Origin of the sequence: Mycobacterium sp. (assembly GCF_032159565.1) — a bacterium.
Taxonomy (GTDB): Bacteria; Actinomycetota; Actinomycetes; order Mycobacteriales; family Mycobacteriaceae; genus Mycobacterium.
Genome location: NZ_JAVHWR010000195.1, coordinates 59,733 through 71,810, shown reverse-complemented (window position 1 = coordinate 71,810; position 12,078 = coordinate 59,733). Strand labels below are relative to the sequence as shown.

General features: G+C 66.1%; 9 protein-coding genes. 2 read left to right on the top strand and 7 right to left on the bottom strand.

Annotated features, from left to right (window positions below):
* Window positions 1–98 precede the first annotated feature (98 nt).
* From pyk to QOC76_RS26400, 6 genes are all read right to left on the bottom strand, one after another.
* The gene (pyk, locus tag QOC76_RS26425; RefSeq protein ID WP_526362039.1) at window positions 99–1,517 is read right to left on the bottom strand and encodes a pyruvate kinase; all 1,419 of its coding nucleotides are present in this window, start codon (window positions 1,515–1,517) and stop codon (window positions 99–101) included.
* A 31-nt stretch (window positions 1,518–1,548) separates the two neighbouring features.
* Window positions 1,549–3,051 (bottom strand): glutamate synthase small subunit, encoded by a 1,503-nt coding sequence (gltD, locus tag QOC76_RS26420; protein WP_526362037.1) that lies wholly within the window; start codon window positions 3,049–3,051, stop codon window positions 1,549–1,551.
* Window positions 3,044–7,588 carry a glutamate synthase large subunit gene (gltB, locus tag QOC76_RS26415; protein ID WP_526362035.1) on the bottom strand — a complete coding sequence of 1,515 codons (4,545 nt, stop codon included), beginning with the start codon at window positions 7,586–7,588 and terminating at the stop codon, window positions 3,044–3,046. Before gltB ends, gltD begins: the two co-directional genes overlap by 8 nt.
* 86 nt (window positions 7,589–7,674) lie before the next feature.
* Window positions 7,675–8,091, bottom strand: coding sequence for a DUF2752 domain-containing protein (locus QOC76_RS26410; RefSeq protein WP_526362033.1), 417 nt, complete (start codon window positions 8,089–8,091; stop codon window positions 7,675–7,677).
* A complete protein-coding gene (locus QOC76_RS26405) occupies window positions 8,078–8,500 on the bottom strand; it encodes an NINE protein (RefSeq protein ID WP_526362031.1) in 423 nt (140 codons plus the stop codon). The genes QOC76_RS26410 and QOC76_RS26405 overlap by 14 nt, the downstream gene beginning before the upstream one ends.
* A 29-nt stretch (window positions 8,501–8,529) precedes the next feature.
* Window positions 8,530–9,102, bottom strand: coding sequence for a TetR/AcrR family transcriptional regulator (locus tag QOC76_RS26400; protein WP_526362029.1), 573 nt, complete (start codon window positions 9,100–9,102; stop codon window positions 8,530–8,532).
* A gap of 73 nt (window positions 9,103–9,175) precedes the next feature.
* Between QOC76_RS26400 and QOC76_RS26395 the strand changes: the two genes are divergently transcribed.
* Together QOC76_RS26395 and QOC76_RS26390 are read left to right on the top strand one after the other, a co-directional pair.
* A complete protein-coding gene (locus QOC76_RS26395) occupies window positions 9,176–10,012 on the top strand; it encodes an SDR family NAD(P)-dependent oxidoreductase (protein ID WP_526362027.1) in 837 nt (278 codons plus the stop codon).
* The gene (locus tag QOC76_RS26390) at window positions 10,009–11,457 is read left to right on the top strand and encodes a flavin-containing monooxygenase (protein ID WP_526362025.1); all 1,449 of its coding nucleotides are present in this window, start codon (window positions 10,009–10,011) and stop codon (window positions 11,455–11,457) included. The genes QOC76_RS26395 and QOC76_RS26390 overlap by 4 nt, the downstream gene beginning before the upstream one ends.
* Before the next feature lie 86 nt (window positions 11,458–11,543).
* Here the strand turns inward: QOC76_RS26390 and QOC76_RS26385 are convergent, their stop codons facing one another.
* Complete coding sequence (locus QOC76_RS26385) at window positions 11,544–11,834, bottom strand: CDGP domain-containing protein (RefSeq protein ID WP_526362023.1); 291 nt, start codon at window positions 11,832–11,834, stop codon at window positions 11,544–11,546.
* Window positions 11,835–12,078 lie beyond the last annotated feature (244 nt).

Below are 12,078 nucleotides of genomic sequence, written 5' to 3'. Positions count from 1 at the left end.
CCCCCTACCTAGCGCGATGGTGGGACTGTCCCCCTACGCTTCGCGTGGGAGGTACCCCCACAACGCGGCTCGTTCCTCGGCGCCTGATCGTCGTCCGACTAAACGTCGTCCTCCCCGATCCGGTGCACGTGAATCAGGTTGGTCGAGCCTACTGTGCCCGGTGGGGCGCCGGCGATGATGACCACCAGGTCGCCACGCTTGTAGCGACCCAACTCGAGCAGGGATTTATCGACCTGGCGGATCATTCCGTCGGTGGTCTGAATGTGCGGCACGATGAACGTCTCGGTGCCCCAGCTCATTGCCAATTGGCTGCGCACCTCCGGCAACGACGTGAACGCCAGCAGCGGTAGCGGCGTGTGCAGCCGCGCCAGCCTGCGCACCGTGTCACCGGACTGGGTGTAGGCGACCAGCGCCTTGGCATCCAGCCGCTCGCCGATGTCGCGGGCTGCATACGAAATGACGCCACGCTTGGTCCGTGGCACGTGCGTCAGCGGCGGCACCACCACCGAGTTGTCCTCCACCGCGCAGATGATGCGGGCCATGGTCCTGACCGCCTCGAGCGGATACTTGCCGACTGACGTCTCGCCGGACAGCATCACCGCATCCGCGCCGTCGAGCACCGCGTTGGCGACGTCGGACGCCTCCGCGCGGGTCGGCCGGGAATGTTCGATCATCGACTCCAACATCTGGGTGGCGACGATGACGGGTTTCGCATTCTCCCTTGCCATTTGGATGGCGCGCTTCTGAACGAGCGGCACCTCTTCCAGGGGCAGTTCGACGCCGAGGTCGCCGCGGGCCACCATGATCGCGTCGAACGCCAGCACAATGGCTTCGAGGTTGTCGACGGCCTCGGGTTTCTCCAGCTTGGCGATGACGGGCACCCGGCGGCCGACCCGGTCCATCACCTCGTGCACCAGCTCGGCGTCGGCGGGTGATCGCACGAAGGACAGCGCCACGAGGTCCACTCCCAGCCGGAGAGCGAACTCGAGGTCATCGATGTCCTTCTCCGACAGCGCGGGCACCGACACGTTCATGCCGGGCAGCGAGAGTCCCTTGTTGTTGCTGACCGGCCCGCCCTCGGTGACCGTGCACACCACGTCGTTGCCGTCGATGTGCTCGACGACCAGACCGACGTTGCCGTCGTCCACCAGCAGGCGGTCCCCCGGTGCGGCGTCCTTGGCGAGCTGTTTGTAGGTCGTGGACACCCGGTCGTGAGTGCCGTCGATGTCGTCGACGGTGATGCGGACGGTTTCGCCGTTCGCCCAGTAGGTGGGCCCTGCCGCGAACCGCCCGATGCGGATCTTGGGACCTTGCAGGTCGGCCAGGATGCCGACCGCCCGGCCCGTGGTGTCGGACGCCGCGCGCACCCGCTTGTAATGTGCCTCGTGATCGGCGTACTCGCCGTGGCTGAAGTTGAGTCGAGCCACGTCCATTCCGGCTTCGACCAGCGCCCTGACGACGTGGTCCTCACTGGTGGCAGGGCCAAGAGTGCAGACGATCTTTCCGCGTCTAGTCACGACTTCTGAGCATAGTCCTGATCGGGGTCCGTCACGCGACGGCGAGGGGCAGTGCGCCGGGCAGCACCGGCGACGGCAGGTCTGATTCGCCCATCAGATATGCGTCGACCGCATGCGCTGCGCTGCGCCCTTCCGCAATCGCCCAGACGATCAGCGACGCCCCGCGATGGGCATCCCCGCAGACGAATATGCCCGGGGCGGTCGTCTGCCAGTCCGAACCGCACGACAACGACCCACGACCGTTCAATTGCAGCCCGAGCCCGTCGAGAAGCGCCATGTGCTCGACACCGTCGAACCCGATCGCCAGCAGGGCGAGGTCGCAGGGGATCTGCAAAGACCCTCCGACCGGGGTGATGAGGCGACGGCCGTCGGCGTCACGGGTGACCCGCACCTCGGCGACCTCGATCGCGCGAACATGGCCTCGGTCGTCGCCGACGAATCGCTGAACAGCGACCTCGTAGCGACGCGCTCCGCCCTCCGCGTGGGCAGGAGATGTGCGCAGCACCATCGGCCACATCGGCCACGGCGATCGCGATTCGTCGCGGTACTCCGGCGGCTCCGGGTTGTAGTCGACCTGGGTGACCGACGCGGCGCCCTGGCGGTGCGCGGTACCCAGGCAGTCCGCGCCGGTATCACCGCCACCGATGATGACGACGTGCCTGCCCTCGGCCGACAGATGTGACGGGCCGTCGCCTTCGCACTCCCGGTTTGCCGGCACGAGATGTTCCATCGCGAGGTGCACGCCGTCGAGGTGGCGCCCCTCGACGTCGTTGTCCCGGCCGCGCAGCGCCCCGACGGCCAGCACCACCGCGTCGTGCCGCTCGCGCAGCTGCTCGACCGAGAGGTCGACGCCGACTTCACATTCGGTGACGAAACGGGTTCCCTCCGCCCGCATTTGGGCCAGGCGCTGATTCAGCGTCGCCTTCTCGAGCTTGTACTCGGGGATCCCGTAGCGCATCAGGCCGCCCAGCCGGTCGTCGCGCTCGTAGACCGTGACGTCGTGTCCGGCGCGCGTGAGTTGTTGCGCGGCGGCCAGTCCGGCGGGCCCGGAGCCGACTACGGCGACGCTCTTACCCGTCGAGATGGCCGCGGGCTGCGGTGCGACCACACCGTCCATCCACGCGTGGTCGGCGATGGTCTGCTCGATGCGTTTGATGGTGACGCTGCCGCCGGTCCTGTCATCTGCGATGGACAGCACGCAGGCGGCTTCGCACGGGGCAGGACACAGGCGGCCGGTGAACTCAGGGAAGTTGTTGGTGGCGTGCAGTCGGTCGCTCGCGGCATCCCACCGGCCGCGGCGAACCAGGTCGTTCCACTCCGGGATCAGGTTTCCCAATGGGCAACCGGCAGTTCCCGAGTGGCAGAACGGGACTCCGCAGTCCATGCACCGACGGGCCTGCTGGGACACCTCGCCGGCCCGGGACTGCGGATCCTGCCGTTCATAGACTTCGCGCCAGTCGCCGACGCGCTCGTCGACGGGCCGCTTCGCCGCCTCGACCTTCGGCACCTCCAGGAAGCCATGCGGATCAGCCACGGCTGGCCTCCATGATCGCGGTGTCGACGTCGCGGCCCTCGGCCTTGGCCATCCGGGTTGCGGTCTGCACACGCTGGTAGTCGGTCGGCATGACCTTGGTGAACTGCGCACTGCGCCTTGGCCAGTCGGACAGCACGGATGCAGCGACCGTGCTGCCGGTGAGCCGGGCGTGGCGTGTCACCATGTCGTGCAGCCAGGCGAGGTCCTCGGGATCGGGACGTTGCAACTCGACCATCTCGGTGTTGACCATCGCCGGGTCCAGCCCGAGGACGAATGCGATGCCGCCCGACATGCCCGCGGCCAAGTTTCGTCCGGTTGCCCCGAGTACCACGACCCGGCCACCGGTCATGTACTCGCAGGCATGGTCACCGACGCCCTCGGTGACCGCCAGCGCACCGGAGTTGCGGGCGCAGAAGCGCTCACCCACCCGGCCGCGCAGAAACACCTCGCCGGATGTGGCTCCGTAAAGCAGTGTGTTGCCCGCGATCACATGATCCTCCGGCAGGAACAGCACGTCTTCGGGTGGTTTGACAACGACACGTCCGCCCGAAAGACCCTTGCCGACATAGTCGTTGGCGTCACCGATCAGTTCAAGGGTGATTCCCGAGGGCAGAAACGCCCCGACCGACTGACCGGCCGAGCCGCTGAGCGTGATGTGGATGGTGTCGTCCGGCAAGCCCTGTGCGCCGTATCGGCGGGTGACCTCGGCGCCGAGCATGGTGCCCACGGTGCGGTTGACGTTGCGCACCGGCAACTCCAGTCGCACCGGGTGGGCGTCCTCGAGTGCGCCCTCGGCGAGCTGGATCAGCGTCTGGTCCAAGGCCTGGTCCAGCGCGTGGTACTGGTCGCGGACACGGTGACGCACGGTTTGGTCGGGATCATGGGCGTTGCTTACCGTGGCGAAAATCGGCGTCAGGTCGAGACCCTTCGCCTTCCAATGGGCGATGCCTTCTGCGGTGCCGAGCATCTCGGCGTGGCCGACGGCCTCGTCAATGCTGCGGAAGCCGAGCTCGGCCAGGTAGCGCCGGATGTCGTCGGCGATGAACCGGAAGTAGTTCTCCACGAACTCGGGCTTGCCGTTGAACCGCGACCGTAGTTCGGGGTTCTGAGTCGCGACGCCGACGGGGCAGGTGTCGAGATGGCAGACCCTCATCATGATGCAGCCGGACACCACCAACGGCGCGGTGGCGAAGCCGAACTCCTCGGCGCCGAGGAGCATCGCGACGACCACATCGCGGGCGGTGCGCATACCGCCGTCGCATTGCACGGTGATGCGGTCGCGTAACCCGTTGAGTACCAGCGTCTGCTGAGCGTCGGCCAGGCCGATCTCCCACGGCGCGCCCGCGTGCTTGAGCGACGTCAGCGGCGCCGCGCCGGTGCCACCGTCATACCCGGAGATCAGCACGACGTCGGCGTGCGCCTTGGACACCCCGGCCGCAACGGTTCCGACGCCGACCGAGCTGACCAGCTTGACGTGGATGCGCGCATCGGAGTTGGCGTTCTTCAGGTCGTGAATGAGCTGCGCCAGGTCCTCGATCGAATAAATGTCGTGGTGCGGCGGAGGCGAAATCAACCCGACGCCGGGCGTCGAATGGCGGGTCTTCGCGATGTTCGGGTAGACCTTGTAGCCCGGCAGCTGGCCGCCCTCGCCCGGCTTGGCGCCCTGCGCCATCTTGATCTGGATGTCGGATGCGTTCACCAGATAGTCGCTGGTGACGCCGAAGCGGCCCGATGCCACCTGTTTGACGGCACTGCGCCTGCGCGGGTCGTATAGCCGGTCGACGTCTTCGCCGCCCTCGCCGGAGTTGGACCGCCCGCCCAAGTTGTTCATCGCGATCGCCATGGTTTCGTGCGCCTCGGCCGAGATGGAGCCGTAACTCATCGCGCCGGTGTTGAACCGGGTGACGATCGAGTCGACGGATTCAACCTCGTCTATCGGCACAGGAGGCCGCATTCCCGTCTTCAGCTCGAACAGGCCACGCAGGGCTCCGCCCTCACGGGACAGCCGGTCGACCTCGTCCGAGTACTGCGCAAAGATGTCGTGACGCTTGGTGCGGGTCGAATGCTGCAGCAGGAAGACGACTTCGGGGGTGAACAGGTGCAGCTCGCCTTCCCGCCGGAAGGCGTACTCGCCGCCCACGTCGAGACGGCGGTGTACCCGCTCCGTCGGGTTCTCCGGATACGCGCGACGATGTCGTTGCTTGACCTCCTCGGCGATGACGTCGAGCCCGACTCCCCCGAGTTGGCTCGGTGTGCCCGCGAAGTATTCGTCGATCACGTCGTGGTCGAGGCCGATCGCCTCGAAAGCCTGCGCGGCGGTGTAGGACGCGACCGTGGAGATGCCCATTTTGCTCATCACCTTCATCACGCCCTTGCCGAGCGCCTTGAGGTAATTACGAACGGCCGCAGCGGCTTCGATGCCGGTGAGCTCACCCTCGCGGACCAGGTCCTCAATCGACTCGAACGCCAGATACGGGTTGACCGCGGCGGCACCGAATCCGATCAACATGGCGATGTGATGCACCTCGCGGGCGTCACCGCTCTCGACAACCAACGCGACCGTCGTGCGTTCCTTGGTCCGCACTAGATGGTGGTGCAGCGCGGCCACGGCAAGCAGAGACGGAATCGGGGCGAGGGTGTGGTCGGAGTCTCGGTCGGAGATGACCAGTGTGCGAGCCCCTTTGGCGATCGCCTCACAGGCTTGGATACGCAGATCTTCGATGGCGTCGGCCAGCCCCTCACCGCCGCGCTCGACGTCGTACAGGCCGCGAAGCACCGCCGTCCGCAGCCCGGGATGTTCACCGTCGTCGTTGATGTGGACAATTTTGTTCAGCTCGTCGTTGTCGAGCACCGGCCACCCGAGCTTGATCTGGCGACACGACGCCGCCGACGGATCGAGCAAGTTCTGTTCGGGCCCCATGACGCGCGCCATCGACGTCACGACCGCTTCGCGGATCGCATCCAGCGGCGGGTTGGTGACCTGTGCGAACAACTCGACGAAGTAGTCGTAGAGCAACCTGGCCCGCTGCGAGAGCACGGCAGCGGGAGTGTCGGTTCCCATCGAGCCCAGCGGTTCCGCGCCGGATGCCGCCATGGGCGTCAGCAGGATTCGCAGATCTTCCTCCGTGTAGCCGAACGCGATCTGCCTGCGAACGACGGACTCGTGGTTGGGCGGTGTGCGAACACGGTCGGGCAGGCTCGTCAGGTCGAGCAGCCCGGCGTGCAGCCACTCCCCGTACGCGTGGGCGCCTGCAAGTTCCGCCTTGATCTCGTCGTCGGGGACGATGCGCCCCTCGGCGGTGTCGATCAGGAACATCTTTCCGGGTTCGAGCCGGCCTTTCGCGACGATCTGCGCCGACGGCACGTCGAGCACACCGCTTTCGCTGGCGAGGATGACACGGTCGTCGACGGTGCGCCACCACCGCCCCGGGCGTAATCCGTTGCGGTCCAGCACCGCCCCGACAACGGTGCCGTCGGTGAAGGTGACGCAGGCCGGACCGTCCCACGGTTCCATCAGCGACGCGTGAAACTGCCAGAAGTCACGTTGCGGCTGCGGAAGCAGAGCGTTGTTCTCCCACGCCTCGGGGATCATCATCAGCACCGCATGCGGCAGGCTGCGCCCGCCGAGGTGCAGCAGTTCGAGAACCTGATCGAACGAGGCCGAATCCGAGGCCTCGGGTGTACAGATCGGCGACAGCCTCGCCAGGTCCCCGGGAATGCGGGTGCTGGCCAGCATGGCCTCGCGGGCGTGCATGCGGTTGCGGTTGCCGCGCACCGTGTTGATCTCGCCGTTGTGCGCGACGAAACGAAACGGGTGGGCCAGCGGCCAGGACGGGAACGTGTTGGTCGAGAACCGGCTGTGCACGATGGCGATCGCGCTCATACAGCGCTCGTCGCGTAGATCCGAAAAATACTGCGGCAGTTGCACTGTCGTCAGCATGCCCTTGTACGCAATGGTCCGGCTGGACAGCGAAGGAAAGTAGACGTTGCCCGCCTCGGCTCTCTTGCGCACCGGGTAGACCCGACGGTCGAGGTCGATACCGCCGACCCCGTCGGGCGCCGCCAGGAAGATCTGCGCCATATGCGGCATACAGCCAAGCGCCGTGGCACCGAGGTCGGCACCGTCGGGGTCGACGGGCAGATCACGCCAGCCGAGAACCTGCAGACCTTCCTCCGCTGCGATGTCGTCGATCTGTTCGCGCGCCGCCACCCGCAAGGCCGAATCCCGCGGCAGGAAGCAGATTCCCGCCGCGAAGGCGTTGCAGCCCTCGGCGGTCGCCGGCGGAAGTTCGAACTCGACGACCTCGCGAAAGAGTTCCACCGGCAGCTGAATGAGAATGCCCGCGCCGTCACCACTGTTGGTCTCCGCGCCCGCCGCCCCGCGATGGTCGAGGTGCTCGAGGGCGACGAGACCGTCGGCGACGATGGCGTGCGAACGCCTACCCCGAATATCGGCGATCATGGCGACTCCACAGGAGTCGGTTTCGCGCTCCGGGTCGTACAAGCCCTGGGCGTGCGGCAATGCCGAGAACAGCACGTGAATTTTCCTCCGCAGTCTGGCGAATTTCGTCGTCCGGGACTGCAGCGGCCCGCCACTGAAATTGTATCAGCGCGCCTCGGCGGTCACCCGTCGAGAACCGTCGGGACCAGCGGGAACCCCGGAAGGTTCCGTATCACGGTCCACGCGGCGGCAAGCACGGCGATGACGACGATCGCGGGCATCGTGAAGATCGGTCGTCCGGTACGCCACCGAACCAGAACCCAAGCCAACAGCGCAGGCAGTCCGACAAGCAGGAAGATGTTGTCGACCGCGGCGGCGGCCAGATCGCCGTGCAACATGTCGTGGGTCATCCGGAGCCCGCCGCAGGCGGGGCAGTTCCATCCCGTCAGCAGCTTGAACGGGCATGCCGGAAAGACGAAGTCGGGGTTGTGAGGATCGGCCAGACCGATGTAGGCCAGGGCGCCGCCGAGCAGCCCGGCCCAACCGAGCGCGCCGTACAACCGCGCCCGGCCGCTGACCGTGGCGCTAGGTGCCCTCACGAAGGGGGCGCCCCTCCGGGTCACGCACTTTGTCGGTGAAGATGAGCACGGCGTCGATGATGCCCCACACCACCGCACCGATCCCGCAGGTGACGAGGCCGACGACGAGTTGGGCGATGCCCAGGCCGGTGTAGCCCAGGTAGATGCGCCCGATGCCGACGAGGCCGAACAGCCCGATCAACTGCAGCAGGCCTGCGACGATCTTGGACTTGTCCGACAGCGGCTCACCGGTAAGGGGGTGGCGGCCGTAGGGCGCCGCGGGATCCATGTACGCGGGCGGATACTGGCCGTACTGACCCGGCGGTGGATATCCGGGTTGCTGCGGCGCATAACCCGGAGGTGGCGGCTGAAATTGGGATTGATGAGGAGGCGGAGGTCCCTCGGTGCCACCGAACTGCGGGTCAGTCATGGCATCAGCATGCCAGAACCGGAGGGTTGCTAGGAGGGTTCTCCAGCCACCAGCCGCAAAGTGTCGATCAGGCCGTTGACAGGTATGGACGGGTCGATCGACCGCATCAGGCCCAGGCCCACACCGAGCGCCAGCATGACGGTGGCCGCCTCCCGGCTGGGCATTTTCACCTCGAGGTCTTCGGCGGTCTCCACGCCGGCGGCGAGCATGTCGACGATGTTTCCCAGGCGCCCGGCGAGCTCGCTGCGCAACTGCTCGTTGGAGCGCGCGTGCAACGCGAACTCCGCTTCCAACGGCGTCCACCCCGGGTCGCCGATGACGCGCTCCGCCCAACCGCGCAGCGCTTCGAACCTGTCCGGCTGGGAAAGCAGTCCGATAACCTCGGCGAATCGATCCGCGCGTATCTCATCGAGCACCGCGGCGCAGAGTTCGTCTTTGTTGCGGAAGTTGGAGTACACCGCGCCCTTCGAGTAGCCGGCGGCGTCGGCGACCTTCTCCAGGGACGTCGGGTGATAGCCGTCCTCGAAGAACATCCGCCTCGCGGTCGCGACCAGTTGCGCTCTGGTCTGGGCCTGGCTCTCGGCGCGGGTCATGCGGGCCATGGCCGCATTCTAGCGCTTTGACATACCTACAGACTCCAGATACCGTCAGTTTCCGGATCTGGACGGAGTCAGTATGACTTACCCCGATATCGATCTTGACGGTGCAATCGTCGCGGTCACGGGCGGGGCACGCGGGATCGGAAAGTCGACGGCGGACCTCTTCAGCGCTCGAGGGGCGACAGTCTGTGTCGGCGATCTCGACGGTGCTCAATGCTCGCCTGCTCCTCGCGTGCGCGGCTACACCGTCGACGTGACATCGCGGAACTCGTTCGCCGAGTTCCGCACCGCCGTGATCGAGCGTCACGGCCGTATCGATGTTCTCGTCAACAACGCCGGCGTCATGCCGCTCGGCGACTTTCTGGCCGAGGACGACGCGATCAGCAGGACGACATTCGAGGTCAACGTCTGGGGGTTGATCCACGGCATGCGACTCGTGTTGCCGCACATGATCGAACGCGGGCACGGGCACATCGTGAATGTGGCTTCAATGGCCGGAAAGCTGCCGATTCCCGGTATGGCGGTGTACAACGCCAGTAAGTTCGCCGCTGTGGGGTTGTCCGCCGCGGTCCGCGAGGAGTACCGCGATTCGGGTGTCAGTGTCACGACCGTGCTGCCCAGCGCGGTGCGCACCCGGCTCGCATCGGGTGTCCCACTCGGGCGGGGGCTGCCGACCGTCGAACCGGAGGCCGTCGCGCGGGCCATCGTCGGCAGCGTCGCCAGCAGGCGCGCCCAGATCACGGTGCCCCGGTATCTTGCGGGATGGGACCTGCTCAGCGCCGTGACTCCGCCAGCCGTGATCGGCTTGGCCCGCAGGGCAATTCGCGACCGCCGGGCGTTGACATCGGTCGATCACGAGTTGCGCGACGGCTACCAGAAGACGATCGCGGCGCAGGCCAGAAGACGACGATGACCCGGGAACCGCGGATCGTCATCATCGGCGCGGGTGTCGCAGGCATCGCCACGGCAGTCACGCTGCAGCGGGCCGGCTTTCACGACTTCACCATTCTGGAGAAGGGCAACGACGTCGGCGGCGTCTGGCATTGGAACCGTTATCCGGGTCTTACGTGTGACGTGCCGTCGCAGCTCTACCAGTTCTCATTCGCCCCCAAACCGGACTGGACCGGCATATTCGCGCCCGGTGAAGAGATCCAGCGTTATCTCGGCGAGGTGGTCGAACGGTTCGGCCTCGAGGATCGTCTGCGGTTGAATTCCGAAGTCGTCTCCACGGTCTTCACCGGCACCGCTTGGCATGTCGTCACCGCGGACGGCACGGAAGCAGAAGCGGATTTCGTGATCGCGGCGACCGGTGTTTTGCATCACCCGTTCACGCCGAACATTCCGGGGCTCGACTCGTTCGGCGGCGACGTCATGCACACCGCGCGGTGGAACCACGCAATCGAGACCGGCGGCCGCAGAGTCGCCGTCATCGGAAACGGGTCCACCGGCGTACAGATCGTGTCCGCACTGCAGCGCGACGCCGCGCACATCGCTCACTTCGTGCGGTCCCCGCAGTGGGTGATATGGGCGCCGATGAGCCTTTCCCAGCCGACGCTGGTGGGAACGGTGCTGCGCAGATTGCCTGCAATACACCGTCGGTGCTACGGCGTCTTGCTTCGGGGCTCGCGCATCTTGACCGATATCGCCGTGCGGCCGACTTGGCAGCGCCGAGCGGCGCAGAACTACGCACGGTGGTGTCTGCGCCTTCAGATTCGAGATCGCGAACTACGCGACCGCCTTACCCCGGACTACCAGCCCTTCTGTAAGCGGCAAGTCATGTCGGCCACGTACTACCGAGCGATTCGATCCGACAACGCCGACGTGGTCACCGCCGAGATCGAGGAGATCACCCCACGCGGTGTCCGGACCGCAGACGGCCGCGAACACGATGTCGACCTGTTGATATTCGCCACCGGATTTCAAGCTCACAACTACATGCGCCCGATGAAGCTGCACGGCCGTGACGGCCTGGACATCGACGACGCATGGGCGAAAGGCCCACGCGCGTACCGGATGACCGCTATTCCGGGGTTCCCGAACTTCTTCACGGTGCTTGGACCCAACTCGCCGACCGGCTCGATATCGCTGCAGTACTCCGCTGAGCTGACCGCGCGCTACATCGTGCAATGGCTGCGGCGCTTTCGCGATGGCGATTTTGACACCGTCGAGGTCACCGAACAGGCGACCACGAAGTTCAACGACGACGTCGCCACCGCGCTCGGGCCCACGGTGTGGAACACCGGATGCAACTCCTGGTACCTCACCGACGAAGGCAACATCGACTTATGGCCCTATGACCGCAAAACGATGGCGGCGATGTTGGCCCGACCCGACGATCGCGACTTCCACGTCGCGTAGCCGGGGAACGCCTCTGTCGGCACCCGCAGGAGGACGGCGGTCCGCACGAAGGCGTGTGCAGCGTGCATTCACGAATGATCGCCCGCTCAGTCGTCGATGTGCGCCGGCGGGTCGGCGAAGTCGAGATCCCAAGTGTCCTGGCCAGTACCCATCACCCCGCAGCGCTTGACGGGCGCGAGGTAGGAACTAGCGCCGCGAGGAATCAATTGGGCAACTGCCACGCAACGTTGCCAGCTGCCGTCAGGCTGCACCGGTCCATCGCACTTACTGATAACGGGTCCGCCGTACTGGCATCCGGCGCTGGCCGGCGGCGCTATGGCGATCAGCTCGGCGGCCATCAGCAGGGCAACCGATCCTCCAAGGATGCAGCGCTTCATCGTTGTCTCCAGTCACATCGCCGCTGGGGTGTTGCCGAGAGCTTGGGGTGGCAAATACCGTCGACAGCCCAGCCAGCAACTGACGCTACCGCCTGCGTAACTGGTTTTTGTTGCCTTCGAGGACGTGATCCCGACACGGTTTGCGATCCGAGATCGGAATCGCAACCACAGACCATCTATTGCATCGGCGACGGGAATCGTGGTCTGGGTTGGGTGAAAGCCGCTGAGCAGACGGTTGCACCGG

Coding starts and splice junctions, on each gene's coding strand:
- QOC76_RS26405 (WP_526362031.1), bottom strand. CDS start 8,500: ATGACTGACCCGCAGTTCGGTGGCACCGAGGGACCTCCGCCTCCTCAT.
- QOC76_RS26400 (WP_526362029.1), bottom strand. CDS start 9,102: ATGGCCCGCATGACCCGCGCCGAGAGCCAGGCCCAGACCAGAGCGCAA.
- QOC76_RS26395 (WP_526362027.1), top strand. CDS start 9,176: ATGACTTACCCCGATATCGATCTTGACGGTGCAATCGTCGCGGTCACG.
- QOC76_RS26390 (WP_526362025.1), top strand. CDS start 10,009: ATGACCCGGGAACCGCGGATCGTCATCATCGGCGCGGGTGTCGCAGGC.
- QOC76_RS26385 (WP_526362023.1), bottom strand. CDS start 11,834: ATGAAGCGCTGCATCCTTGGAGGATCGGTTGCCCTGCTGATGGCCGCC.